Genomic DNA, 24,457 nt, shown 5'->3' with positions numbered 1-24,457 from the left:
AGCAACACCCAAGCCCGTCGGGGGCGTTGTCAGACCCATGGTCCAGGATGGCTCCATGAGCCGACTGACCCGCATCAGCGCCCCCGACGGCGTCCTGCCCGCCACCGCGTACACCCACGTGGTCATGGGCACCGGCCGCTTCGTCGCGATCTCCGGGCAGCTTCCCCTGGACGAGAACGGGGAGCTGGTCGGCGAGGACGATCCGGCGGCCCAGGCGCGGCAGGTCTTCGACAATCTGCGGCGCTGCCTGCTGGCCGCCGGCGGCGGCTTCGAGGACGTCGTGAAGCTGACCTATTTCGTCACGGACATGGCACACATGCCCGCGATACGGGCCGCGCGGGACGTACACATCGACCCCGAGCGGCTCCCGGCGTCCTCCGCCGTGCAGGTCGCCGGTCTCGTCTCGCCGCGGTTCCTGATGGAGATCGAGGCGTACGCCGTCCTGTAGCCCGACGGGCGGCGAAGCTAGGCCGGCAGGCGTGCCAGGGCCGCCGACGCCGCTGCCGCGAGGCGTGGATAGCCGCACGCCTGGGTCAGGACGGGCCGGGCCCGCGGGTCCCCCAGTGCTCCCAGGCCCTCGACGCAGGCCAGCGCGATCTTGCCGTACGGATCGTGCGGGGCGAGCCTGCGCTTCAGCGTGGTGATCAGGGCGGGCGCCGACTCGGGCGCCCGCAGCTCGGTGAGCAGACGCACCGGGTGCAGGGCGTAGGCGACCCGCAGCTCATTGGTGGCCAGGGCGGCTGCCGCCCGTGCCGTACGCGGATCGCCCAGCCTGGCCAGGGCGTACGCGGCGGCGGCACACCGCGAGGGGTCCCGGTGGTTCAGGAGCAGCACCAGGGACTCGAAGGCCCGGTTGTCCCCGGCCGTGCCGAGCCGGACCGCCGCCAGCTCCCGCGCCCACAAGGGCTGGCCCGCCGCGGCGAGCACCTCCGCGAGTTCCTCCACATCGCCGGTCGTGACCAGCCTCTCGTAGGTCTCCGAGACTCCCGCCTCACGGCGTAAGCGTTCCGTCACCGTCCGCAACTCCACGTCCATGACGGGGAGCCTATCCGCGATGTAGATCACAAACCCCGGGGACTGGCGCGCTCGTTACTCGCCGGTTAATCTCATGTGAGCGGGGCACACTCCTCGCTGGCAGTTCCTCAACCTCGCAGCGGCCTGGTGACGCAGCCACTGCGGGTGCATGTCGGTTCGGTGCTTGAGCACCTCAGCTCCACCCAGCACGACGCGGCTCCGGGACAGGGCCGGTCGACTCCTCACGGGCGTGCGCTCTTCGCCGCCCGGTCACGACACGCAGCAGCTCACCCTCCGTACGCCGCGCCGCCGTTGCGCGCACCGCGTGCGCCCCTCAGTCGTCACTCACTTCCTGGAGTCCACGCATGGACACTCCCTTGAACACCGTCGCCGTGATCGGTCTCGGCACCATGGGCACCGGCATCGCCGAGGTCCTGGCCCGCGCCGGACGCGAGGTCATCGGCATCGACATCAGCGAGGCTGCGGGCGCCCAGGCCGTCACCGCCATCGAGTCGTCGACCGCACGTGCCGTGCGCCGTGAGCAGCTCACCGAGGACGAGCGGCGGGACGCCCTCGCCCGCATCCGCACGTTCACCGATCTGCAGGCGGCGTCCGACGCCGACCTGGTGATCGAGGTCGCCCCGGAGTCGTACGAGATCAAGCAGCAGCTCATCCGTGAGCTCGACGGCGTCGTCCGCCCCGAGACGATCATCGCGACCGGCACGAACGCGCTGTCCGTGACGCGTCTGGCCGCCGAATCGCAGCGCCCCGAGCGGGTGCTCGGCCTGCACTTCTTCAACCCGGCCCCGGCGATGAAGCTGGTCGAGGTGGTCTCCTCCGTGCTGACCGCGCCGGCGGCCGTCGCCTCCGTCACCGACCTGGCGTACGCCCTGGGCAAGGAGCCCGTCGCGGTCGGCGACCGGCCCGGATTCGTCGCCGACGGCCTGCTCTTCGGCTACCTCAACCAGGCAGCGGCGATGTACGAGGCGAAGTACGCCTCCCGCGAGGACATCGACGCCGCCATGCGGCTCGGCTGCGGCCTGCCGATGGGCCCCCTCGCGCTGCTCGACCTGATCGGCGTCGACACGGCCCGCACGGTCCTGGACGCGATGTACTCCGAGTCGCACGACCGGCTGCACGCGCCCGCGCCGATCCTCAAGCAGCTCAGCGAGGCGGGCCTGACCGGCCGCAAGGCGGGGCGCGGGTTCTACTCGTACGAGGCTCCCGGCAGTTCGGTCGTCGTGCGGGACGCGCTGACCCCGCCCGAGGGCGGGCGGCAGGGCGGCGGACGCACCATCCGCTCGGTCGGCGTCGCGGGCTCCGGGACCATGGCGTCCGGCATCGCCGAGGTCTTCGCCAAGGCGGGCTACGACGTGGTGCTGGCCGCGCGCAGCGAGGAGAAGGCGGAGAAGGCCAAGTCCCGTATCGCCAAGTCGCTTTCGCGCTCCGTCGACAAGGGGCGGATGACGGCGGAGACCGCGGCCAAGACCCTGGACCGGATCGTTCCGGCCGGGACGTACGACGCGTTCGCCGACGTCGACCTGGCTCTGGAGGCGGTCGCCGAGGACCTGGAGATCAAGCAGCAGCTGTTCGCGGCGTTCGACAAGGTCTGCAAGCCGGGCGCGATCCTGGCGACCACCACCTCGTCCCTGCCCGTCGTCGCCTGCGCCCGCGCCACCTCGCGTCCCGGCGACGTGATCGGCATGCACTTCTTCAACCCGGCCCCGGCGATGAAGCTGGTCGAGGTGGTCCGCACGGTCCTCACGGACGACGACGTGCACGCGACGGTCCGCCAGGTCTGCGCGACCATCAAGAAGCACCCGGTGGACTGCGGCGACCGCGCGGGCTTCATCGTGAACGCGCTCCTGTTCCCCTACCTCAACAACGCGATCAAGATGGTCCAGGAGCACTACGCGACGCTCGACGACATCGACGCCGCGATGAAGCTCGGCGGCGGTTACCCCATGGGGCCCTTCGAGCTCCTGGACGTCGTCGGCCTGGACGTCTCGCTCGCCATCGAGAAGGTCCTGCACCGCGAGTTCCGCGACCCGGGCCTGGCCCCCGCATCCCTGCTCGAACACCTGGTGGCCGCGGGCTGCCTCGGCCGCAAGACCGGCCGCGGCTTCCGCGAATATGCCCGACGGTAAGCCGGGATCGGACGGGGGCGCGCCTGACGACAGACCGCGCACGGACTGGGGCGGGCTGCTCGAACCCTCGGGCGGCCCCGTCCCGCAGGAGCGATCGGCTGCGCATATGCAGTACGTTCGGGTCATGCCCAAGGCCGCCAAGTCCTCACGTACGCCCGCTACGCCCGACGCTCCCGAGAGCGCGGCCGGCAGCCGGGCCGCCGCCCAACGGCTCAAGATGCGCCGGGAGCTGGCGGCCGCGGCGATGGAGCTCTTCGCGTCCAAGGGGTACGAGGCGACGACGGTCGACGAGATCGCCGCGCAGGCCGGGGTCGCCCGCCGGACCTTCTTCCGGCACTTCCGCTCCAAGGAAGAGGCGATCTTCCCGGACCACGACGACACCTTGATCCGGGCGGAGGCGGTCCTGAACGCGGCGCCGCCGCACGAGCACCCGCTGGACACGGTGTGCCGGGGCATCAAGGAAGTCATGAAGATGTACGCGGCGTCCCCGGCGGTCTCCGTCGAGCGGTACCGCCTGACGCGCGAGGTCCCCACGCTGCGCGAGCGGGAGATCGCCTCGGTGGCCCGCTACGAACGGCTGTTCACGCGCTATCTCCTGGGCCACTTCGACGAGCAGGCCCACCACGACGGGAACGACGACCCGCTGCTGGCGGAGGTGGCGGCCTCCGCGGTGGTGACCGCGCACAACCACGTCCTGCGCCGGTGGCTGCGTGCGGGCGGCCAGGGCGACGTGGAGACCCAGCTGGACCACGCCTTCGCCATCGTCCGCAGGACGTTCGGTTCGGGCATCGGGGCGGGGCGTGACACCACCACCGCTCCGGCGGCCTCGGTGAGCACCGGGGGCGACGTCCTGGTCACCGTGGCCCGGACGGACGCACCGCTTGACGAGATCATGCGGACGATCGAGAAGGCGCTGCGGGAGTCATAGATTCCGTTTTCCGCCCTTTCGTCCTGGGCTTTTGAGGGGGCGCTACCCACCGGTAGCGCCCCCTCCGTCATGCCGTCACACCCTCTGACCTGCACTGATCGATCATCCATCAAAAATTGATGGCACTCAGTGTCTTGCCGACTGGCACGCGGTGTCATACGTTGATGTTGTCCGGGCGGCCGGCGTGCAGAGAACTTCCGTACGCCGGCTGTCCCCTCAAGCCACGGCTCGAGCGCCCGGACGCCTGCGTCACAGGCAACCTCCCGCGCCACACCAAGCGCTGCCGAGCATCACCCTTCGCCGAACCGACGGCACACCTCCACCACCTGCACCAGCAGCACCCGACGTAACCCTCAAGAGCGTGCTCCCCTTTTTTAGAGGGCCCGCTTCCCCAAGCTCTCGGCTTCGCTCGAGCAGGGGAGACCCCATCCGCCGGAGGCATCACCGTGAAGGAAATCCTGGACGCGATCCAGTCGCCGGACTCCACGTCCGCCGACTTCGCCGCTCTCCCCCTGCCCGACTCGTACCGCGCGATCACCGTGCACAAGGACGAGGCGGAGATGTTCGCCGGGCTCGCGACCCGCGACAAGGACCCCCGCAAGTCGCTGCACCTGGACGACGTGCCGGTGCCCGAACTCGGCCCGGGCGAGGCCCTGGTGGCCGTCATGGCCTCCTCGGTCAACTACAACTCCGTGTGGACCTCGATCTTCGAGCCGGTCTCCACCTTCAGCTTCCTGGAGCGCTACGGCCGTCTGAGCGAGCTCACCAAGCGCCACGACCTGCCGTACCACGTGATCGGCTCCGACCTGGCGGGCGTCGTGCTGCGCACCGGCCCCGGCGTGAACGCCTGGAACCCGGGCGACGAGGTCGTCGCGCACTGTCTGAGCGTCGAGCTGGAGTCCTCGGACGGCCACAACGACACGATGCTCGACCCCGAGCAGCGCATCTGGGGCTTCGAGACCAACTTCGGCGGCCTCGCGGAGATCGCCCTGGTCAAGTCCAACCAGCTCATGCCCAAGCCGGACCACCTGAGCTGGGAGGAGGCCGCTTCCCCCGGCCTGGTGAACTCCACCGCCTACCGCCAGCTGGTCTCGCGCAACGGCGCGGGCATGAAGCAGGGCGACAACGTCCTGATCTGGGGCGCGAGCGGCGGCCTCGGCTCCTACGCCACCCAGTTCGCCCTGGCCGGCGGCGCCAACCCCATCTGTGTCGTCTCCAGCGAGCAGAAGGCGGACATCTGCCGCGCGATGGGCGCCGACGCGATCATCGACCGCAACGCCGAGGGCTACAAGTTCTGGAAGGACGAGCACACCCAGGACCCCAAGGAGTGGAAGCGCTTCGGCAAGCGCATCCGCGAGCTGACCGGCGGCGAGGACGTGGACATCGTCTTCGAGCACCCGGGCCGCGAGACCTTCGGAGCCTCCGTGTACGTCACACGCAAGGGCGGCACCATCGTCACCTGCGCCTCGACCTCGGGCTACAACCACGAGTACGACAACCGCTACCTGTGGATGTCCCTGAAGAAGATCGTGGGCTCGCACTTCGCGAACTACCGCGAGGCCTGGGAGGCCAACCGCCTCATCTCCAAGGGCAAGATCCACCCCACCCTCTCCCGGGTCTACTCCCTCGAAGAGACCGGCCAGGCCGCCTACGACGTGCACCGCAACCTCCACCAGGGCAAGGTCGGCGTCCTCGCCCTCGCGCCCCAGGAGGGCCTCGGGGTGCGCGACCCGGAGATGCGGGCCAAGCACATCGACGCGATCAACCGCTTCCGGAACGTCTGAGGGCTGAGGGTTCGCACATGACAGAGCGTCAGAAGGACCGGCCGTGGCTCATGCGGACCTATGCCGGTCACTCCACGGCCGAGGCGTCCAACGAGCTGTACCGGCGCAACCTCGCCAAGGGTCAGACGGGCCTCTCGGTCGCGTTCGACCTGCCCACGCAGACCGGCTACGACCCGGACCACATCCTCGCCCGCGGTGAGGTCGGCCGGGTCGGCGTCCCCGTCTCGCACGTGGGCGACATGCGGCGGCTGTTCCAGGACATCCCCCTGGACCAGATGAACACCTCGATGACGATCAACGCCACGGCCATGTGGCTCCTGGCGCTCTATCAGGTGGTGGCGGAGGAGCAGGGCGTGGACATCACGCAGCTCCAGGGGACGACGCAGAACGACATCGTCAAGGAGTACCTCTCGCGCGGGACGCACGTCTTCCCGCCGGTGCCCTCCCTCCGCCTCACCACCGACATGATCACGTACACGGTGGCGCACATCCCCAAGTGGAACCCGATCAACATCTGCAGCTACCACCTGCAGGAGGCCGGTGCCACTCCGGTGCAGGAGATCGCGTACGCGATGTCCACCGCCGTCGCCGTCCTCGATGCCGTGCGCGACTCCGGGCAGGTGCCCGAGGAGAAGTTCGGTGACGTCGTCGCCCGCATCTCCTTCTTCGTGAACGCGGGCGTCCGCTTCGTCGAGGAGATGTGCAAGATGCGGGCGTTCGGCCGCATCTGGGACCGCATCACGCGCGAGCGGTACGGCATCACCAACCCCAAGCAGCGCCGTTTCCGCTACGGCGTGCAGGTCAACTCGCTGGGCCTGACCGAGGCGCAGCCCGAGAACAACGTCCAGCGCATCGTCCTGGAGATGCTGGCCGTCACGCTCTCCAAGGACGCACGCGCGCGTGCCGTGCAGCTTCCCGCCTGGAACGAGGCCCTGGGGCTGCCCCGGCCGTGGGACCAGCAGTGGTCGCTGCGCATCCAGCAGGTGCTCGCCCTGGAGAGCGACCTCCTGGAGTACGAGGACATCTTCGAGGGCTCGCACGTCATCGAGGCCAAGGTGGAGTCCCTCGTCGAGGAGTCGCTCGCCGAGATGGACCGCATCGAGCAGATGGGCGGCGCGATGGCCGCCGTCGAGTCCGGCTACCTGAAGTCGCAGCTGGTCTCCTCGCACGCCGAGCGCAGGGCGCGCATCGAGTCGGGCGAGGAGAAGATCGTCGGCGTCAACGCCTACGAGTCGACCGAGCCGAACCCGCTCACCGCGGACCTGGACACCGCGATCATGACGGTCGACCCCGCGGTCGAGAACCGCGTCGTGAACGCCCTCCAGCACTGGCGCGACACCCGCTACCAGCCGCCGTTCAACCACCCGCGCCCCTGCAAGGCCCTGGAGAAGCTCAAGGAGGTCGCCGCGGGCACGGGCAACCTCATGGAGGCCACCCTGGAGTGCGCACGCGCCGGTGTGACGACCGGGGAGTGGTCCGGCGCCCTGCGGGAGGTCTTCGGGGAGTTCAGGGCGCCCACGGGCGTCTCCAGCGCTCCGGTGGCCGTCACCGCGGAGGCGGGCACGCCGCTCGCCCTCGTCCGCGACAAGGTCGCAAAGACCGCCGCCGACCTCGGTACCGGCAAGCTGCGCTTCCTGGTCGGCAAGCCGGGCCTGGACGGGCACTCCAACGGGGCCGAGCAGATCGCGGTGCGCGCCCGTGACGCCGGCTTCGAGGTGGTCTACCAGGGCATCAGGCTCACGCCCGAGGAGATCGTGGCCGCCGCGCTCGCCGAGGACGTGCACGCGGTGGGCCTCTCGATCCTCTCCGGCTCGCACGCGCAGCTCGTGCCCGACGTGCTGGTGCGCCTGCGCGAGGCGGGTGCGCCCGACATCCCCGTCATCGCCGGCGGCATCATCCCCAACAGCGACGCCGAGGACCTGAAGGCGGCGGGTGTGGCCGCCGTCTTCACCCCCAAGGACTTCGGCATCACCGAGATCATCGGCCGTATCGTCGACGAGATCCGGAAAGCGAACAAGCTCGACCCTCTGGAGGTCCCCGCATGACCGCGCCCATCAACCGCCTTCGTCCCCGCCGTTCGTGTCTGGCGGTGCCGGGTTCCAACCCGCGCTTCCTGGAGAAGGCCCAGGGCCTCCCCGCCGACCAGGTCTTCCTGGACCTGGAGGACGCCTGTGCGCCGCTGGCCAAGCCGGAGGCCCGGCACACCATCGTCAAGTTCCTCAACGAGGGCGACTGGACGGGCAAGACGCGGGTCGTGCGCGTCAACGACTGGACGACCGAGTGGACGTACCGCGACGTGGTCACGGTCGTCGAGGGCGCGGGCCAGAACCTCGACTGCATCATGCTGCCGAAGGTGCAGACCGCGGACCAGGTCGTCGCGCTGGACTTCCTGCTGACCCAGATCGAGAAGACGATGGGCTTCGAGGTCGGCAAGATCGGCATCGAGGCGCAGATCGAGAACGCGCAGGGCCTGAACAACGTCAACGCGATCGCGCAGGCGTCGCCCCGCGTCGAGACGATCATCTTCGGCCCGGCCGACTTCATGGCCTCCATCAACATGAAGTCCCTGGTCGTCGGCGAGCAGCCGCCCGGCTACCCGGCCGACGCCTACCACTTCATCCTGATGAAGATCCTGATGGCCGCCCGCGCCAACAACCTCCAGGCGATCGACGGCCCCTACCTCCAGATCAAGAACGTCGACGGCTACCGCGAGGTCGCGGGCCGCGCCGCCGCGCTCGGCTTCGACGGCAAGTGGGTCCTGCACCCCGGCCAGGTCGACGCCGCCAACGAGGTCTTCTCGCCCTCCCAGGAGGACTTCGACCACGCCGAGCTGATCCTGGACGCGTACGACTACTGCACCTCCGAGGCGGGCGGCAAGAAGGGCTCCGCGATGCTCGGCGACGAGATGATCGACGAGGCCAGCCGCAAGATGGCCCTGGTCATCTCGGGCAAGGGGCGCGCCGCGGGCATGACGCGCACCTCCAAGTTCGAGATCCCGGAGGCCTGACATGCAGTTCGGCCGCACCTACGAAGAGTTCACCGTCGGGGACGTCTACAAGCACTGGCCCGGAAAGACGGTCACCGAGTACGACGACCACCTCTTCTGCCTCCTGACCATGAACCACCACCCCCTCCACATGGACAGCAACTATGCGGAGAAGACGACCGACTTCGGGAAGAACGTCGTCGTGGGCAACTACATCTACTCGCTGCTTCTGGGCATGTCCGTGCCGGACGTCTCGGGCAAGGCGATCGCCAACCTGGAGGTCGAGTCGCTCAAGCACGTGGCGCCGACCTTCCACGGCGACACGATCTACGGCGAGACCACCGTCCTGGACAAGACCCCCTCGAAGTCCAAGTCGGACCGCGGGATCGTCTACGTGGAGACCAAGGGCTACAAGCAGGACGGCACGCTGGTCTGCGTGTTCCGCCGCAAGGTGATGGTCCCCACCGAGACGTACATCAAGGAGCGCGGCGGCGAACAGCCCGGCCGCCCGGAGCTGCGGGACACCGCGAAGAAGACGCAGGAGAAGTAGCCATGAGCCGACTCGCGCAGACCGCTGGCCTCACGGACGTCCAGCAGGAGATCCTGTCCACCGTCCGGGACTTCGTCGACAAGGAGATCATTCCGGTCGCCACGGAGCTCGAGCACCGTGACGAGTACCCGCAGCAGATCGTGGACGGTCTCAAGGAGTTGGGCCTCTTCGGGCTCATGATCCCCGAGGAGTACGGCGGTCTGGGCGAGTCGCTGCTCACGTACGCACTGTGCGTCGAGGAGATCGCGCGTGGCTGGATGTCGGTCTCCGGCATCATCAACACCCACTTCATCGTCGCCTACATGCTCAAGCAGCACGGGACGCAGGAGCAGAAGGACACCTTCCTGCCGCGCATGGCGGCCGGCGAGGTGCGCGGCGCGTTCTCCATGTCGGAGCCCGCGCTCGGCTCGGACGTGTCGGCGATCACGTCCAAGGGCGTCAGGGACGGCGACGAGTACGTCCTGAACGGTCAGAAGATGTGGCTGACCAACGGCGGTACGTCGACGCTGGTGGCCGTTCTGTGCCGAAGTGACGAAGGACACCCCGAGGGCACGGCGCCCCACAAGTCGATGACGACCTTCCTCGTGGAGAAGGAGCCGGGCTTCGGAGAGGTCCGCCCCGGCCTCACCATCCCCGGCAAGATCGACAAGATGGGTTACAAGGGCGTCGACACGACCGAACTCATCATGGACGGACTGCGAATTCCGGCCAATCGCGTGCTCGGCGGGACCACCGGGCGCGGTTTTTACCAAATGATGGACGGCGTCGAAGTCGGCCGCGTGAATGTCGCGGCGCGTGGCTGCGGTGTTGCTCAGCGTGCATTTGAGCTCGGTGTCTCATATGCCCAGCAACGCCACACTTTCGGCAAGGCGATCGCTCAGCATCAGGCGATTCAGTTCAAGCTGGCCGAGATGGCTACCAAGGTCGAGGCCGCCCATGCGATGATGGTGAATGCAGCACGCAAAAAGGACTCCGGGGAACGAAACGACCTCGAAGCAGGGATGGCGAAGTACCTCGCGTCCGAATACTGCAAAGAAGTCGTAGAGGACGCGTTCCGGATTCATGGCGGTTACGGCTTCTCGAAGGAGTACGAGATCGAGCGCCTGTACCGTGAGGCTCCCATGCTGCTGATCGGCGAAGGTACCGCCGAGATCCAGAAAATGATCATTGGGCGGCGACTGCTCGAAGAGTATCGATTCCAGGGCTAGATGCCCGATTTGGGGTGTTTTCATCGAGAAGAAGGTCACACCCTGTCAACACTCTTCGGCCGTCGACTCCGCTTCCTGGCTTGCCCAGTTGTGGCTCGCAACCGATACCATCCGGAAAAAGCCGCCGTCCCCCGTTCATGCGCGGCATCATCCGCTACGAAGGTCATCCATGCCCCACAGCCAAACCTCTGCACCACGCGACAGCCTCGCTGGCGTACGCCTTGCGCGCGGAGCATCGCCGTGGCTCCTGCCGACTGTCGCCACCGCGGCACTCAGCCTCGTGCGTGCGCGTCGCTCCAAGGGCGCCGCGGCCGTGGCCGTGCCTGCCACCGCTCTGGCGGCGGGCATGCTGTGGTTCTTCCGCGACCCCGAGCGCGACATCGCCCAGGGCCGGGTCATCTCCCCGGCCGACGGCGTGGTGCAGAGCATCATGCCGTGGAAGGACGGGCGTACCCGCGTCGCGATCTTCATGAGCCCGTTGAACGTCCACGTCAACCGCGCGCCCCTCGCGGGCACGGTGACGTCCGTGGAGCACATCCCCGGCGGGTTCGTCCCGGCGTTCAACAAGGAGAGCGAGAACAACGAGCGCGTCGTCTGGCACTTCGACACCGAGCTCGGTGACATCGAGATGATCCAGATCGCGGGCGCTGTCGCGCGGCGCATCGTTCCTTACGTGCCGCAGGGCACGAAGGTGGAGCAAGGCGAACGGATCGGCCTGATCCGCTTCGGCTCCCGTGTCGACATCTATCTCCCCGAGGGTGTCGACGTGGACGTCGAGGTCGGTCAGAAGACCGTGGCTGGGGTGACTCGAATTGACCGTGGTTGATCCAGAGACACAGGCGGGCTGGGTGCCCGAGGCGGCCGAGGACGAGGCCGACGAGGAGATGCCTCTCTCACTCCGCCTCTCGATAGCGGACACCCTCACGCTCGGTAACGCCACGTGCGGGTTCATGGCGGTGTACTTCACCACCACCGGCATCCTCATCCCGCACCTGCAGGGCAGCAACGAGAGCGGCATGGCGCGGCACTCCGCCGCGACCGCCGTGATCCTGATGCTCTGCGCGGCCGTCTTCGACCTCTTCGACGGGCTCGTGGCGCGCAAGCTGCGGTCCTCGCCGATGGGCGCCGAGCTCGACAACCTGTCGGACCTGATCAGCTTCGGTCTGGCCCCGGCGTACTTCGTGCTCGTCTACGGCATGGTCGCCGACGACGCGCACCAGAGAGTCGCCGCGGTCGGAGCGATCGTCGTGCTGCTCGCGGTGGTGCTGCGGCTTGCGCGGTTCAGTTGCGTGACCGTGAAGGACGGCACCTTCCAGGGCATGCCATCGCCCTTCGGTGCCCTCACGGTCGTCTCGATCGTGCTCCTGGAGCTGCCCTTCTGGGCGACGCTCATGGCGATCATCGGCACGGCCTGGCTCATGGTCAGCCGCGTCGAGTACCCCAAGCCGCGCGGTCCCCTCGCGGTGGCCATGCTCTCGTGGATCGTCGCGGCCATGGGGCTGCTCGCGGCCTGGGCGTTCGACGCCCCCGGCGGCCTGCTGCTCCTGCAGACCGGCTGCGCGCTCCAGGTCGTCCTCGGTGCGGTGATCCCCCTCTTCGCCACGGCGCGCAGGGTGAACAACTTCCGGGACAACCGGCGTGAGGCGCGGGCGGCACAGCTGCCGTAGCGGCTCCCGTACGTAGCCCGAAGGGGCCCGAACCACTTGGTTCGGGCCCCTTCGGCTTGCTCGGAGCGGGTCGGCCGGACGCCGTGTGCGGCTCAGGCGCCCGGTGTGTAGCCCTCGGCCGCCTCAGCGGCGCCCGGCTCCCTGACCACCTTCATGCCGCCCGTCACGCCCTTGTCGGGGCGCAGGATGACGCTCTCCTTCGAGGAGGGCGCCTTGGGGTCGGTGAAGTCCTGGGAGACGCCGAAGCCCGTGTCGTACGAGTCGATCGTCAGGAGCGCCTTGTCGACGCCCTCACGGGTGAGGTCCTTGCTCTCGCAGGCCTTCTTCAGGGCCTCTCCGAAGACGGACGCCGCGGTCCAGCCGGCCGTCACGCCGTTGTCCAGGGCGTCCTTGGGGTAGGCCTTCTTGTAGTCGGCGACCAGCTTCTTCGCGGCGGGGGTGTCCGCGCCGATCGGGAGGGTCGGCGAGGCCACGTAGTAGTTCTTCGCGAGCGCCGGGCCCGCCTGTGTGCCCAGGAGCTGGGGCGCGAACGCGGAGTTGTTGCCGATGATCGGGACGTCGAACTTGCCGGCCGCCGCGACACCCACCAGCGAGGCCGCCTGCCGCGGACCCGCGCTGATCACCACACCCTTCACTCCGGCCTTCTTCAGGGCCGCGACCTGGGCCGTCATGTCGTTGTCGGTCGCCTTTATCTTCTGCTCCACGACGGTGAGGCCCGATTTCTTCGCCATGTACTGCGAGCCCTTCAGCGCGTTTTCGCCGTAATCGCCCTCGAAATAGACATGGCCGAGCTTGTCGCCTTTCTTGAGGCCCTTCTCCTTCATCAGGAAGTCGATCGCATTGATCGTCTCCAGGTCGTACGTCGAGCCCACGACCCGGACGTAGGGGCTGCCGAGGAGATTCGCCGACCAGGCCTGCGGCAGCACGAGCCCCTTGTTGCCGTCGACCCGCTGCTTGACCGCGGCGACGAACGGGGAGCCGATGAACTGGGCGAAGCCGAGGACGTCCGGCTCCAGCTCGGTGTACCCGGCGACCGCCTTCTGGGGGTCGTAGCCGTGGTCGCGGACGGTCAGCTTCAGCTTGCGGCCGCAGATGCCGCCGTCGGCGTTGGTCTGCTTCACGTAGAGCTGCTGGGCCTGGGTGACGCTCTTGCCCAGGGTCGCGTAGACACCGGTCATGTCGGTGAGCACGCCGAGCGTGATCGCGTCGGCGGAGACCCCGACACCGGTCTTGACCCCGCCCGCCCCCTCCTTGTCGCCCTTGTCGTCCTCCGCCTTGGAGCTGCAACCCGCCACCGCAAGCAGCGCGGCGAGCGCCGTCGCCGTCGCGGTGGCCCTTTTCAATGTGCGTGAACTCATCGTTCCTCCCCTGGAGTTGGGCCGGACGTCGGCCTGGTGCGCCGGGCGGCGATGCTGGCCAGGCCGCCGGGCAGGAACAGCACCACCGCCACGACGGCGGCGCCGTACAGATACCGGGACGCCTCGCCCGGTGTGATCCCGCCACTGCCGGGGGCCGAGACCAGGGGCAGCGCGTCGCTGTACCGGGTCAGGAGCTGCGGCAGCAGGGACACGACGGCCGCACCGGCCACCGCGCCCGCCACCGAGCCGAGGCCGCCGATGACGATCATGGCGAGGTATTCGAGGGACAGCGTGATGCCGAAGTAGTCCGGCACGGTGCGCTGGAAGACCAGGGCGAGCAGGACGCCTGCGAGGCCCGCGTACATCGACGACAGGACGAAGACGCCCGCGCGGTAGCGGGCGACGGGCACCCCGATGACGCCGGCGGCGATGCGGTGGTCGCGGATGGCGTTCATCGCGCGTCCGGGCCGGCCGCGCAGCACGCCGCGGGCGAAGAGCCCGCAGCCGAGGAGGAGGACGAGCCCCGCGTACCAGAGCTTCTCCGACGCCCCGAACGGCACGGCCGCCACGACGAGTTCGCTCTCGTCGAAGGTGATGCCGAAGACGCTCAGGGGCGGTACGTCGCGTCCGTTGGAACCGCCGGTCAGATCGTGGGCGTTGAAGAGCACGTGCTGCCCGATGAAGATGAGGGCGAGGGTCGCGATGCCGAGGTACGCGCCGCGCAGCCGGCCCGCGATGGGGCTGAAGAGCCCGCCCGCGATCCCCGCGACGAGGACCGCGAGGGCGGCCGCGATCCAGGTGGGCAGGCCGAGTCCGGTCAGGCCGTCATCGCCGTCCCCCGCGAAGACGCAGTATCCGTACGCGCCGATCGCGAGGAAGAAGGCGTGCCCCATGGAGAGCTGGCCGGTCGCGCCGGTGAGGAGGTTGATGCCGATCGCGCCGATGGCGGCCGCCATGGCGAACAGGCCCGCCTGGAGCCAGAAGCGGTCGAGGTAGAAGGGCAGGGCGAGCAGGACCACGGCTCCCGCGAGCCAGACGTACGTCCGCGGGCGCGTCAGCCTCGTACGGCCTCGGGAGCGCAGCTCCCGGCCGCGGGCCAGGACTTCAGACACGGGCGAGCTCCTTCGTGCCGAAGAGTCCGGCGGGCCGGATGAGGAGGATGACGGTCATCACGAGGTAGGGCGCGAGATCGCCCAACCCCCTTCCCAGGAAGGTCAGTTCGCTCTGGTAGCCGGTGGCGAGCGACTCGGTGACGCCTACCACGAGCCCGCCGACGAGCGCGCCCGTGGTGGAGTCGAGGCCGCCGAGGATCGCGGCGGGGAACGCCTTCAACGCGGCCAGCGAGGTGGCCCGTTCGAGCCCCGGGGTCGGGAAGACGGTGAGGAAGAGCGCCGCAACGGCGGCGAGTCCGCCCGCCACCGCCCAGGCGCCGAGCGAGACCCGGCCCAGGCGCACACCCATCAGGGCGGCGGTCTCCGGGCTCTCCGCCGCGGCGCGCATCGCCACGCCCCAAGAGGTGTAGCGGAAGGCGAGCAGGAACACGGTGATCAGGAGAGCGGCGGCGACGAACGCGGCGATCCGCGTGTGCGCGATGGAGATCGACCCGATGGTGAGCACGGAGTCGCCCCAGGGGTCGCCGAGCGAGAGCACGTCCGTGCCCAGGCGGCGGGTGAGCTCGGTGGTGAGCAGGATGTCGACGCCGATGGTGACGATGGCGAGGACGCTGTGGTCGGAGCCGCGATAGCGCCGCATGACGAGGAACTCGATGGCCGCGCCGACGACGGCGGCGCCCGCGATGCCGACGAGCAGCGCAGGCCAGAAGCCGATGTCGTCGTGGAGGATCGCGGTGATGTAGCCGCCCGCCAGGAGCAGCGAGGCGTGCGCGAAGTTCACGACTTCGGTGGCCCGGAAGATGACGACGAAGCCGAGGGCGATCAGGGCGTAGACGGAGCCCATCGAGAGCCCGTTGAGAAGAAGCTCGACGAAGGTGGTCATGAGGTGGCCTCCTCTCCCAGGTACGCGCGCACGACCGCCGGGTCGTTCTGCACGGCCGCCGGTGCGCCGTCCGCTATGCGCCGGCCGAAGTCCAGTACGGTCACCGCGTCCGCGAGCCGCATCACCACCCCCATGTCGTGTTCCACCAGGACGATCGAGATTCCGAGGCTGTCGCGGACGCCCGCGATGACGGCCGCCGTGCGGCGGCGCTCGTCCGCGGTCATGCCCGCCACCGGCTCGTCGAGCAGGAGCAGCCGCGGCTCCATGCACAAGGCGCGGGCCAGTTCCGCGAGTTTCTGCTGCCCGTACGGCAAGGAGCCCGCAGGAGCGTGCAGTTGGCGCTCTATCCCCACGAACGCCGCTATCTCGCGCACCCGTTCGCGGTGCAGGCTCTCCTCGCGCGCGGCCGACGGGAGGCGCAGTCCCGCGGCGACGAACCCCGTGCGGGTCAGCCGGTGCCGGCCGAGCATCAGACTGTCGGCGACCGTCGCGCGCGGCGGCAGGGCAAGGTTCTGGAAGATCCGCGCGACGCCGAGGTCGGCGATGCGGTGCGGAGGCATCGCCGTCAGCTCGTGCTCGCCGAAGCGGACGCTGCCGCCGGAGGCGCGGTACACGCCGGACAGGACGTTGAAGCAGGTGGACTTCCCCGCGCCGTTGGGTCCGATGACGGCATGCACGGTGCCGGGCCGGACGGTGAAGCTGACGGCGTCGAGCGCGGTGAGCCCCGCGAACCGGACGGTCAACTCCCGCACCTCCAGGGCGGGTACGTCGCCCCGGCCCACGAGGTCCTCGGGGTCGACGGGGTTCATGGGCGGCGTGTCGGGCGCCGTGCGGTCCTCGGTCACCGTCGGCCCGCCCATCGCCGCAGCACGGGCAGCGCGCTGACGCCGCGCGAGGCGTCGGCCGCGGCGGCCTCGTCGACCACGCCGAGGTAGCGGCGGCGCACCTCGTCGGACGCGGACAGTTCGTCCGCCGCTCCGGCGAGTGCCACTTCGCCCACGTCCAGGACGTACGCACGTGATGCGAGGCGCAGCGCGAGGGCGGCGTTCTGTTCGACGAGGAGGACGGCGGTGCCCTGGGTGTTGATCTCCTCGATGGTGTCGGCGATGCGTGCCGCCATCAACGGAGCCAGTCCCAGGGAGGGTTCGTCCAGGAGCAGCAGCTTCGGCGAGGCCATCAGCGCCCTGGCGACCGCCAGCATCTGCTGCTCGCCGCCCGAGAGGAGCCCGGCGCGCTGGCCCGCGCGTTCGGCGAGCACGGGGAAGAGTTCGTGGACGCGGTCCAGCGCCCTGGCCTTCGCGGCCCGGCTCCCCGCGGAGCCGAGCGCGCCCGCCCGCAGGTTGTCGGCGACGGTCATCCGGGCGAACACCCTTCTTCCTTCCGGCACTTGGGAGACTCCGGCGGCGACCACACGGTCCGCGTGCAGCCCGTCGATGCGCCGCCCGCCGAAGTGGATGGAGCCGGTGGTGAGCGCACCCCGGTGAAACGCGAGGGTGCGTGAAATGGCGCGCAGGAGCGTCGACTTGCCCGCGCCGTTGCCGCCGAGCACCGCGACGACGGCACCGTCCGGCACTTCGAGCGACACCTGGCGCAGTGCGCGCACCGGTCCGTATCCGACCGACGCGTCCTGTACGACCAGTCCGGAACCACCCACCTGGGACCCCCTGTCCTCCGCCTGCCCTGCTCATGGCGCTCGGCCGCCCGCCCCGCACGGCCCTCCGCGTGGCGCTCACAACAGCACCGCCGCGCCCGCCCGTCCACGGCCTGTGTCCGAATCGCTGCGGGTGACCAGCGGGACCGGCCACCCGTTGTGCACGGGCACAACACCCCGTGTCAGGGGCCTGCCAGGGGTGGCCGAGCAGTGGCATCCTCCGCAGCACGGAGGCACGGCGGGCAGCGGCGACGGGGGAGAAATCCATGAGCGGACGCAGGCCTCGGACAGGCCACGACTGGAAGGTGCTCGAGGAGGCGTGCGTGGCGCTGCTCCCCCGCATCCCCGAGCTGGTGGACGAACATCTGCGCCAGCTCTTCGAGCACTCGCCGGTGTACGCACGCGTGCTGCCGTACGACCAGCAGTGGCGGGAGGCGGAGGACGCGATGCGGATCGGCATCGAGACGATCTCGGCGCCCCGCGCGTCGCCGCGCCGCGATCTGGAGTACGCGGAGGAGGCCGGGCGGCGCAGGGCCCAGCAGGGTCTTCCGCTCGACCTGGTGGTGCACTCGTACCGCAACGCGGGCTATCTGGTCTGGGACTCGCTGCTCGAAGGCGCCGTGGGGCAGGACCCGGAGAAGCTGGCGGTCCTGATGCGGTCGGCGACGATGGTGTGGTCGGCGGTCGACGCGCAGGCCGCGGCGGCGTCCGACGCCTACCGGGCGACGGAGATGGAGCTGCGGCGCCGCACCGACGAGCAGCTGCAGGCGCTGCTCGACGCGCTCCTGGAGGGCCAGTCGGCCCCCGGGCTCGCCGCGCAGGTGGCCGCGGGGCTCGATCTGCCGGAGCGCGGGCCGTACGCGGTGGTGGTGCTGCGCGCCGAGCGGCGGGACGGGCGTGCCGCGTTCCACCGGCAGATCCAGCGGGCCGGGTTCCGCTTCGTCTGGCGGATGCGGACGGACCGGGAGGTGGGGGTGGTGGCGCTCGGCGCGGAGGAGGGCCTGGACGAGCTGGCCGCCGCGCTGGACGGGCGGTGCCCCGGGCCCGGCGGCATCAGCCCGGTGGTGGCGGGGCTCTCCGAGCTGGGGCACGCGCGGCGCCTCGCCGAGCTGGCCCTGCGTACGTGTGCGCCGGACGCGACCGGGATCGTGCGGCTCGACCAGCGGATGCCGACGGCTCTGGTGGTGAGCCAGCCGGAGCTGGCGGGGCGGCTGGTGTCGGACGTCTTCGGCGAGGTCCTGGCCCTGGAGCCGGCCGACCGGGCGGTGCTCCTGGAGACGCTGGACGCGTGGCTGCTGTGCGAGGGGTCGGCGGGGCGGGCCGCGGGGCGGCTGTACTGCCACCGGAACACGGTGTTCAACCGCCTGCGGCGCCTGGAACAGCTGACGTCACGGTCGCTGGCGCGTCCACGGGACCTGATGGAGATGACGCTGGCCCTGGACGCGTACCGGCTGGCGCCGGGCTAGGGCGGGGTCTTTTCCGCCCCCGGTGGCGTTGCGCGCCGCCGATCACCGGCTCCGCCGAGTTCGTCCTCAGACGCCGGACGGGCTGAAAATCCCATCCCGTCCGGCGTTGAGGGGGGCGGCTCCCGTAAGGAACACGAGGAACTGCACGACCAGACCGGCCGGGGGGAATCGCACCGGGCCCCGTAAGGGGCGCGAGGACCTGCACGACCAGCCACCACCGGCCCGCGGCGCATCGCTGAACTCAGCCAAGCACCGGGCCCCGTAAGGGGCGCGGGGAACTGCGCGACCAACCCCCACCGGCCGGGGCATGCGAACCAAGCCCGGCCAGCATCCAAGCCCCCCAGGGGCGCGGGGAACTGCGCGGCCAGCCCCCCACCGGCCAGGAGGGGGAATCCACGCCCCCGGGCCACGTCTAGCTCAGGAAGTCCCTGGCGATGCCCTCCGCCACCGTTTCCAGGATGGGCCCCGCCTCGGCGATGCAGCGGGCCACGTCCGGCTCCACGTCGGTGAGCGCGTACGCCCGCCTGATGCCCGCCTTGCCCAGCTCCTCCGCCGGAAGGGCCAGGCGGCCGCAGACCGCCACGACCTCGACGCCCGCCTCGCGGGCCGCCGCCGCGACGCCCGCGGGGGCCTTGCCGTGCAGGGTCTGCTCGTCCAGCGAGCCCTCCCCCGTGATCACCAGCGACGCCCGCGCGAGGGCGGGGGCGAAGCCGAGGACGTCCAGCATGACCTCGATACCGGGGCGGAAGCTCGCGCCGAGCCCGACGAGAGCGCCGTACCCGATGCCGCCTGCCGCTCCGGCTCCCGGGGACTCGGCGTACTCGGCCGCAGAGGGGCCGACCGACTCGGCGAGCACCTTCGCGAAGTGCGCGAGGGCCGCGTCCAGCTCGGCCACGTCCTGCGGGGTCGCCCCCTTCTGCGGGCCGTAGACCGCCGGAGCGCCCTTCGGTCCGGTCAGCGGGTTGTCCACGTCACTGGCGAGGACCAGGTCCACCGAGGCGAACCGCCGGTCGATCCCGGACAGGTCCGCCGTGGCCAGCGAGGCCAGCGGGCCGCCTCCCGGCGCCACCGGCTCCCCCGCCACGTCCAGGAAGACCGCGCCCAGCGCGGCCAGCATTCCGGCCCCGCCGTCCGTCGTCGCACTGCCGCCGACGCCGAAGACGATCGTCCGCGCGCCCGCGTCGAGCGCGGCGAGCAGCAGTTCCCCGGATCCGTACGTCGTGGACGTGAGCGGCGCGAAGACTCCCTCGGGCAGCAGCTGGAGGCCGGAGGCCTCCGCCATCTCCACCACGGCGGTCCCGTCCCGCAGCGCGTACGCGGCGGTGACCTCGTCACCGAGCGGTCCCGTCACCCGCACCTCACGGCGCTCGAAACCGGCCGCGACCGCCGCGGCGACCGTGCCGTCCCCGCCGTCGGCCACCGGCAGGGCCTCGACCTCCACGTGCGGGGCGACGCGGCGAAGCCCGGCCGTCACCCGCTCCGCGACCTGCACGGCCGTGAGTGAGCCCTTGAACTTGTCCGCGGCGATGAGCACATGCCCCGCCGTCCCAGCAGCGTCCGCCACCTTGGATCCCCTTGCTTTCCGGGCCTTGCTCGCGTCAAGGCAGTCGCGCCGCTGCGACCATAACCGCAGGAGGGGCCGCCTGCCCATGGCCGCCCGCATTTCGGAGCCTCGGATCTCCCCTTTAAATCAGCGTAAAACCATCTATAGCGGCGCACCGCGATCACGGAAATGATCGATCAGTGGCCGCGAAGGGGGCGCGGACGCGCGACGGCCCTCACGGCCGCGCGCCAGCCGTCACGGCCGCATGCCGCGTCACGGACACCCCCAAGAATGTGCATCTGATCGAAAACCAGACAAACGTCTCGCGCTCCGCGCCGAACCGGTCGCGTTGACCGCGCACAAGCGCCCCGAATTCGGTAGACCGGAGGCATGACCCCAGCACATACGGAACTCGCCGACCGCGTCCTCGGCGGCTGGATCGGGCGGATCGCGGGCAACATGCTCGGCAAGCCCATCGAGCGGGGCGACTACTGGACACGTGAGCGCATCGAGCGCTACCTGCGGCAGGCCGACGCGCTGCCACTCACCGACTATCTGCCCGAACCACCCTCCTGGGTCGAGGAGTTCCAGCTGAGGCCCGAGTGGCAGCAGTGCGTGCGCGGCGGGGTGCACGGCAGCTGCCGTGACGACGACGTCGACTACGCGATCCTGGGACTGCACCTCCTGGAGACGCACGGGTTCGCGTTCAGCACCGAACAGGTCGGCGAGCTGTGGCTGCTGCGCCTTCCCTATCTCCAGACGTTCACCGCCGAGCGCGCCGCGTACCGGAATCTCGCGAACGGTCTCAAGCCGCCGCTCACCGCGACGTACGAGAACGCCTGTCAGGAGTGGATCGGCGCCCTCATCCGTGCCGACATCTTCGGCTGGACGAACCCCGGCGCCCCGCGCCGCGCCGCCTCCCTCGCCCGCCGCGACGCGGCGCTCTCGCACACCGGCAACGGCGTCTACGGGGCGATGTGGGCGGCGGCGCTCGTCGCGGCCGCGTTCACCGCGGGCACGCCGCGGGCCGCGCTGGAGGCGGCGTTCGGCGTGATCCCGTCGAGCTGCCGGCTCGCCCGTACGGTGCGCCGGGTCGTCACCCTGCACGAGGCCGGGCTCGGCTGGGAGGAGACGCTGGCCACCGCCGAGGCGGAGACCTCCGGGCTCGGCTGGATCCACGCGGTTCCGAACTCGGCCGTCCTGACCGCCGGACTCCTGTACGGGGAAGGCGACTTCACCCGCACCATCGCCCTGACGGTGCGCGGCGGCCTCGACACCGACTCGAACGGCGCGACCGCGGGGTCCGTCGCGGGGGTGCTGTGCGGGGCCAAGGCGATTCCCGCGCAGTGGCGGGACCCCCTCGAAGACCGGGTGCGCAGTGCGGTGTTCGGCTTCGACGGGTCCAGGATCTCCGAACTCGCGGCAAGGACCGTGGAGTTGGCGGAGGGGTAGCCGGGGCGGGCTCCTCCCGCTGGTCGGATCCGCTCGGGCCACCGGCTCGGTCCGGCGGCGCGTCTACCCTTTTCACGTGACCACTCAGGACTACGCCACGTACATCGCGGGCCTCCCCCGCATCATCGCCGGGGCCGCCGCGCTCTTCCGGGACGCCGAGGGCCGTGTGCTGCTCGTCGAGCCCAACTACCGCGAGGGGTGGGCCCTGCCCGGCGGCACCATCGAGTCGGACGAGGGCGAGACACCGCGGCAGGGGGCGCGCCGCGAGACCGCCGAGGAGATCGGCCTGGACGTCCGGCTGGGGGCGCTGCTCGCGGTGGACTGGGTGCCGGGTTCGACGCGGCCGCCGCTGGTCGCCTATCTGTACGACGGCGGAGTGCTCGACGCCGACCAGCTGAAGTCGATCAGGCTCCAGGAGGCCGAGCTGCTCTCCTGGCGGCTCGTGGCCCGCGAGGACCTCGCGGAGTTCCTGCCGGGCGAGCTGGGGCTGCGGGTGCGGGCCGGGCTGGAGGTGCTCGATGCGGGGACGGGTCCTGCGGAGCTGGAGAACGGGGTGCGGGTGGGCTGACTGCCCGCGTTTTTTGGGCCCCTGGGTCCCTCGTCCCGTCGCCCTGAGGTTCAGAAGAGGGCATCCTCGCTCCTCGTCGCTGCGCCCTCGAAGGCCAACAGGCGCTGCTTGCGGTCGAGTCCGCCGCCGTAGCCGGTCAGCGACCCGCCCGAACCGATCACCCGGTGGCAGGGCACGATGACCCCGATCGGGTTCTTGCCGTTGGCCAGGCCGACCGCGCGTGAGGCGTTGGGCTTGCCCAGCAGGGCCGCGAGCTGACCGTACGAACGGGTCTCACCGTACGGAATCAGCTGGAGCTGCTGCCAGACGGTGCGCTGGAACGGCGTGCCGTCGAGGCGCATCGGCAGGTCGAACTCCGTCAACTCGCCCGCGAAGTACGCCTCCAGCTGGCTGATCGTCTCCCCGAACGGCCCCGCGTCGCGGTCGCCGAAGGTCTCCTCGGGTGGGCGGTGGCGCTGCTCCGTCATGTAGAGGCCGCTGAGGACGCCGTCGGTGGCGACGAGGGTCAGGGGGCCGTAAGGGCTGTCGACGAGGGTGTGTTGGCGGTGCATGGTGCTGTCCTTCGCGGTGGGGGCTGTCACGCCGGGATGCTGTTGATGGGGTGGTCGTCGATCGCCCACAAGTACTGGACCGCGTACGCCCGCCAGGGGCGCCAGGCCGCTGCCCGTTCGGTCAGTGCCGCCGGGGTGTGCGGGAGGCCGAGCTCCTGTGCGGCGCGCCGGATACCGAGGTCGGTGGGGAGGAAGGCGTCGGGGTCGCCGAGCGCCCGCATCGCGATGACCTCGACCGTCCAGGGTCCGAAGCCGGGCAGTTCGGTGAGCCGGGCGCGGGCCTCCTCCCAGCCGCTCTCCACGCCGAGCCGGAGTGATCCGTCGGCGAGGTGACGTACGAGCGTGGTCAGGGTGGTGCGGCGGCTGCGCGGCAGGGCGAGTGCCTCCGGGTCGAGCGCGGCGAGGGCTTCCGGCGTGGGGAAGAGGTGGGTGAGGCCGCCCTCGGGGTCGTCGATCGGCTCGCCGTGTGCGGTGACCAGGCGTGCGGCGTGGGTGCGGGCGGCGGCGGTGGAGACCTGCTGGCCCAGTACCGCGCGTACGGCGAACTCCGCCTCGTCGACCGTGCGCGGCACGCGACGGCCCGGCGCCTTGGCCACCAGGGGCGCGAGCAGCGGGTCGGCGCTCAGCTGGGCGTCCACGGCGACCGGGTCGGCGTCCAGGTCGAGCATGCGGCGGCAGCGGCTGATGGCGATCGTGAGGTCGCGCATGTCGGTGAGGCTGAGGCGGCAGGCGATGTGATCGGGGGCGGGGGTGAGGGCGACGACTCCGTGGCCGTAGGGGAGGCGGAGTGTGCGGCGGTAGGCACCGTCGCGCCACTCCTCGACGCCGGGTACGGCGGTGGCGATGAGGTGGCCGAAGAGGTTGTCGGGGTTGAGGGGGGCGCGGAAGGGGAGGCGGAGCGAGAAGGTGCCGGGGACGGCGGGAGCCGATGTCTGCTTGGTGGCCTTCGGAGCGCGGTCCCGTAGTTCGCTGGGGGCCAGGGCGAAGACTTCGCGGACGGTGTCGTTGAAGGTGCGGATCGAGGAGAAGCCGGCGGCGAAGGCGATCTCCGCCATGGGCAGGGGGGTCGTCTCGATGAGGAGGCGGGCGGTCTGGGCGCGCTGGGCCCTGGCCAGGGCGAGAGGGCCCGCGCCGAGCTCCGCGAGGAGCTGGCGCTCGACCTGGCGGGTGCTGTAGCCGAGGCGGGTGGCGAGGCCGGGGACTCCGTCGCGGTCGACGACTCCGTCCGCGATGAGGCGCATCGCGCGGGCCACGAGGTCGGCGCGCTGATTCCATTCGGGCGAGCCCGGGCTGCTGTCCGGTCGGCACCGCTTGCAGGCCCGGAACCCTTCCTGCTGACAGGCTGCCGCGCTCGGGTAGAAGCTCATGTTCTCGGGCTTCGGGGGGACGACGGGGCAGCTGGGGCGGCAGTAGATGCGGGTGGTCAGAACGGCGGTGTAGAACCACCCGTCGAACCGTGCGTCCTTCGACTGCACGGCCCGTACGCAGCGCTCGGCGTCGGTGTGCATCGAGGGGGGCGGCGGGGTCGTGGTGCCGGTGGTGGTGACCGCGGCGTGCGGGACGGTGGGCATGGCTCAAGGATCGGGCAT

22 protein-coding genes are annotated in these 24,457 nt (G+C 70.5%); 13 read left to right on the top strand and 9 right to left on the bottom strand.

The window, feature by feature from the left end; genetic code table 11:
* Window positions 1–55 precede the first annotated feature (55 nt).
* A complete protein-coding gene (locus ACIGXX_RS07325; RefSeq protein WP_399973515.1) occupies window positions 56–448 on the top strand; it encodes a RidA family protein in 393 nt (130 codons plus the stop codon).
* 17 nt (window positions 449–465) lie between these two features.
* Here the strand turns inward: ACIGXX_RS07325 and ACIGXX_RS07320 are convergent, their stop codons facing one another.
* Window positions 466–1,035, bottom strand: coding sequence for an adenylosuccinate lyase (locus ACIGXX_RS07320; protein WP_351159093.1), 570 nt, complete (start codon window positions 1,033–1,035; stop codon window positions 466–468).
* A 344-nt stretch (window positions 1,036–1,379) separates the two neighbouring features.
* Between ACIGXX_RS07320 and ACIGXX_RS07315 the strand changes: the two genes are divergently transcribed.
* The 9 genes from ACIGXX_RS07315 (at window position 1,380) to pssA (ending at window position 12,284) form a co-directional block, all read left to right on the top strand.
* On the top strand, window positions 1,380–3,161 hold the full coding sequence (locus ACIGXX_RS07315; protein WP_399973510.1) for a 3-hydroxyacyl-CoA dehydrogenase family protein: 1,782 nt from the start codon (window positions 1,380–1,382) through the stop codon (window positions 3,159–3,161).
* Window positions 3,162–3,285: 124 nt separating this feature from the next.
* On the top strand, window positions 3,286–4,089 hold the full coding sequence (locus tag ACIGXX_RS07310; protein ID WP_237330317.1) for a TetR family transcriptional regulator: 804 nt from the start codon (window positions 3,286–3,288) through the stop codon (window positions 4,087–4,089).
* Between the two features lie 446 nt (window positions 4,090–4,535).
* Complete coding sequence (gene ccrA / locus ACIGXX_RS07305) at window positions 4,536–5,873, top strand: crotonyl-CoA carboxylase/reductase (protein WP_351159087.1); 1,338 nt, start codon at window positions 4,536–4,538, stop codon at window positions 5,871–5,873.
* Between the two features lie 17 nt (window positions 5,874–5,890).
* Entirely contained in the window at window positions 5,891–7,918 is a 2,028-nt protein-coding gene (locus ACIGXX_RS07300; RefSeq protein WP_351159084.1) for a protein meaA, read from the top strand.
* Window positions 7,915–8,880, top strand: a complete 966-nt coding sequence (locus tag ACIGXX_RS07295) for a CoA ester lyase (RefSeq protein WP_351159082.1) — start codon at window positions 7,915–7,917, stop codon at window positions 8,878–8,880. The genes ACIGXX_RS07300 and ACIGXX_RS07295 overlap by 4 nt, the downstream gene beginning before the upstream one ends.
* Before the next feature lies 1 nt (window position 8,881).
* On the top strand, window positions 8,882–9,409 hold the full coding sequence (locus tag ACIGXX_RS07290; RefSeq protein WP_351159079.1) for a MaoC family dehydratase: 528 nt from the start codon (window positions 8,882–8,884) through the stop codon (window positions 9,407–9,409).
* Between the two features lie 2 nt (window positions 9,410–9,411).
* Window positions 9,412–10,617, top strand: coding sequence for an acyl-CoA dehydrogenase family protein (locus tag ACIGXX_RS07285; RefSeq protein WP_351159076.1), 1,206 nt, complete (start codon window positions 9,412–9,414; stop codon window positions 10,615–10,617).
* A 169-nt stretch (window positions 10,618–10,786) separates the two neighbouring features.
* A complete protein-coding gene (locus ACIGXX_RS07280; RefSeq protein ID WP_160508247.1) occupies window positions 10,787–11,443 on the top strand; it encodes a phosphatidylserine decarboxylase in 657 nt (218 codons plus the stop codon).
* On the top strand, window positions 11,430–12,284 hold the full coding sequence (pssA, locus tag ACIGXX_RS07275; protein WP_351159072.1) for a CDP-diacylglycerol--serine O-phosphatidyltransferase: 855 nt from the start codon (window positions 11,430–11,432) through the stop codon (window positions 12,282–12,284). Before ACIGXX_RS07280 ends, pssA begins: the two co-directional genes overlap by 14 nt.
* Window positions 12,285–12,376: 92 nt before the next feature.
* Here the strand turns inward: pssA and ACIGXX_RS07270 are convergent, their stop codons facing one another.
* The 5 genes from ACIGXX_RS07270 to ACIGXX_RS07250 are packed head-to-tail and all read right to left on the bottom strand — an operon-like array spanning window position 12,377 to window position 17,291.
* Window positions 12,377–13,642 carry an ABC transporter substrate-binding protein gene (locus ACIGXX_RS07270; protein ID WP_351159069.1) on the bottom strand — a complete coding sequence of 422 codons (1,266 nt, stop codon included), beginning with the start codon at window positions 13,640–13,642 and terminating at the stop codon, window positions 12,377–12,379.
* On the bottom strand, window positions 13,639–14,754 hold the full coding sequence (locus ACIGXX_RS07265) for a branched-chain amino acid ABC transporter permease (RefSeq protein ID WP_383817613.1): 1,116 nt from the start codon (window positions 14,752–14,754) through the stop codon (window positions 13,639–13,641). The genes ACIGXX_RS07270 and ACIGXX_RS07265 overlap by 4 nt, the downstream gene beginning before the upstream one ends.
* The gene (locus ACIGXX_RS07260; protein ID WP_351159067.1) at window positions 14,747–15,637 is read right to left on the bottom strand and encodes a branched-chain amino acid ABC transporter permease; all 891 of its coding nucleotides are present in this window, start codon (window positions 15,635–15,637) and stop codon (window positions 14,747–14,749) included. Before ACIGXX_RS07260 ends, ACIGXX_RS07265 begins: the two co-directional genes overlap by 8 nt.
* Complete coding sequence (locus ACIGXX_RS07255) at window positions 15,634–16,446, bottom strand: ABC transporter ATP-binding protein (RefSeq protein WP_399974352.1); 813 nt, start codon at window positions 16,444–16,446, stop codon at window positions 15,634–15,636. Before ACIGXX_RS07255 ends, ACIGXX_RS07260 begins: the two co-directional genes overlap by 4 nt.
* A 32-nt stretch (window positions 16,447–16,478) precedes the next feature.
* Entirely contained in the window at window positions 16,479–17,291 is an 813-nt protein-coding gene (locus ACIGXX_RS07250) for an ABC transporter ATP-binding protein (protein ID WP_351159064.1), read from the bottom strand.
* A 263-nt stretch (window positions 17,292–17,554) separates the two neighbouring features.
* Here ACIGXX_RS07250 and ACIGXX_RS07245 point away from each other — a divergent pair, with 263 nt between their 5' ends.
* The gene (locus ACIGXX_RS07245) at window positions 17,555–18,754 is read left to right on the top strand and encodes a helix-turn-helix domain-containing protein (RefSeq protein WP_351159061.1); all 1,200 of its coding nucleotides are present in this window, start codon (window positions 17,555–17,557) and stop codon (window positions 18,752–18,754) included.
* A 412-nt stretch (window positions 18,755–19,166) separates the two neighbouring features.
* On the opposite strand, the gene ACIGXX_RS07240 is transcribed toward ACIGXX_RS07245, so the two are convergent.
* Window positions 19,167–20,318: a glycerate kinase gene (locus ACIGXX_RS07240; RefSeq protein WP_399973497.1), complete on the bottom strand. Its 1,152-nt coding sequence runs from the start codon at window positions 20,316–20,318 to the stop codon at window positions 19,167–19,169.
* A gap of 369 nt (window positions 20,319–20,687) precedes the next feature.
* On the opposite strand from ACIGXX_RS07240, the gene ACIGXX_RS07235 reads away from it, so the two are divergent.
* Both ACIGXX_RS07235 and ACIGXX_RS07230 read left to right on the top strand, forming a co-directional pair.
* Window positions 20,688–21,749, top strand: a complete 1,062-nt coding sequence (locus tag ACIGXX_RS07235; RefSeq protein WP_351159055.1) for an ADP-ribosylglycohydrolase family protein — start codon at window positions 20,688–20,690, stop codon at window positions 21,747–21,749.
* A 76-nt stretch (window positions 21,750–21,825) separates the two neighbouring features.
* Window positions 21,826–22,317, top strand: a complete 492-nt coding sequence (locus ACIGXX_RS07230; RefSeq protein ID WP_351159053.1) for an NUDIX hydrolase — start codon at window positions 21,826–21,828, stop codon at window positions 22,315–22,317.
* A gap of 50 nt (window positions 22,318–22,367) precedes the next feature.
* Here ACIGXX_RS07230 and ACIGXX_RS07225 read toward each other — a convergent pair whose 3' ends face one another.
* Window positions 22,368–22,868, bottom strand: a complete 501-nt coding sequence (locus ACIGXX_RS07225; protein ID WP_351159393.1) for a methylated-DNA--[protein]-cysteine S-methyltransferase — start codon at window positions 22,866–22,868, stop codon at window positions 22,368–22,370.
* 26 nt (window positions 22,869–22,894) lie between these two features.
* Window positions 22,895–24,376 carry a DNA-3-methyladenine glycosylase 2 family protein gene (locus ACIGXX_RS07220; RefSeq protein ID WP_366461849.1) on the bottom strand — a complete coding sequence of 494 codons (1,482 nt, stop codon included), beginning with the start codon at window positions 24,374–24,376 and terminating at the stop codon, window positions 22,895–22,897.
* Between the last annotated feature and the right edge of the window lie 81 nt (window positions 24,377–24,457).

Source organism: Streptomyces sp. NPDC055243, assembly GCF_044544025.1.
Lineage (GTDB): Bacteria > Actinomycetota > Actinomycetes > Streptomycetales > Streptomycetaceae > Streptomyces.
Note: the sequence above shows the minus strand (reverse complement) of the source record. Positions and strands in the feature narration are given on the sequence as shown.

Bases quoted from the DNA above. Each gene is read 5' to 3' on its own strand.
- ACIGXX_RS07285 (WP_351159076.1), top strand. From the start codon at position 9,412: ATGAGCCGACTCGCGCAGACCGCTGGCCTCACGGACGTCCAGCAGGAG.
- ACIGXX_RS07245 (WP_351159061.1), top strand. From the start codon at position 17,555: ATGAGCGGACGCAGGCCTCGGACAGGCCACGACTGGAAGGTGCTCGAG.
- ACIGXX_RS07295 (WP_351159082.1), top strand. From the start codon at position 7,915: ATGACCGCGCCCATCAACCGCCTTCGTCCCCGCCGTTCGTGTCTGGCG.
- ACIGXX_RS07235 (WP_351159055.1), top strand. From the start codon at position 20,688: ATGACCCCAGCACATACGGAACTCGCCGACCGCGTCCTCGGCGGCTGG.
- ACIGXX_RS07300 (WP_351159084.1), top strand. From the start codon at position 5,891: ATGACAGAGCGTCAGAAGGACCGGCCGTGGCTCATGCGGACCTATGCC.
- ACIGXX_RS07310 (WP_237330317.1), top strand. From the start codon at position 3,286: ATGCCCAAGGCCGCCAAGTCCTCACGTACGCCCGCTACGCCCGACGCT.
- ACIGXX_RS07280 (WP_160508247.1), top strand. From the start codon at position 10,787: ATGCCCCACAGCCAAACCTCTGCACCACGCGACAGCCTCGCTGGCGTA.
- ACIGXX_RS07270 (WP_351159069.1), bottom strand. From the start codon at position 13,642: ATGAGTTCACGCACATTGAAAAGGGCCACCGCGACGGCGACGGCGCTC.
- ACIGXX_RS07225 (WP_351159393.1), bottom strand. From the start codon at position 22,868: ATGCACCGCCAACACACCCTCGTCGACAGCCCTTACGGCCCCCTGACC.
- ACIGXX_RS07315 (WP_399973510.1), top strand. From the start codon at position 1,380: ATGGACACTCCCTTGAACACCGTCGCCGTGATCGGTCTCGGCACCATG.
- ACIGXX_RS07325 (WP_399973515.1), top strand. From the start codon at position 56: ATGAGCCGACTGACCCGCATCAGCGCCCCCGACGGCGTCCTGCCCGCC.
- ACIGXX_RS07320 (WP_351159093.1), bottom strand. From the start codon at position 1,035: ATGGACGTGGAGTTGCGGACGGTGACGGAACGCTTACGCCGTGAGGCG.
- ACIGXX_RS07255 (WP_399974352.1), bottom strand. From the start codon at position 16,446: ATGAACCCCGTCGACCCCGAGGACCTCGTGGGCCGGGGCGACGTACCC.
- ACIGXX_RS07290 (WP_351159079.1), top strand. From the start codon at position 8,882: ATGCAGTTCGGCCGCACCTACGAAGAGTTCACCGTCGGGGACGTCTAC.
- ACIGXX_RS07220 (WP_366461849.1), bottom strand. From the start codon at position 24,376: ATGCACACCGACGCCGAGCGCTGCGTACGGGCCGTGCAGTCGAAGGAC.
- ACIGXX_RS07260 (WP_351159067.1), bottom strand. From the start codon at position 15,637: ATGACCACCTTCGTCGAGCTTCTTCTCAACGGGCTCTCGATGGGCTCC.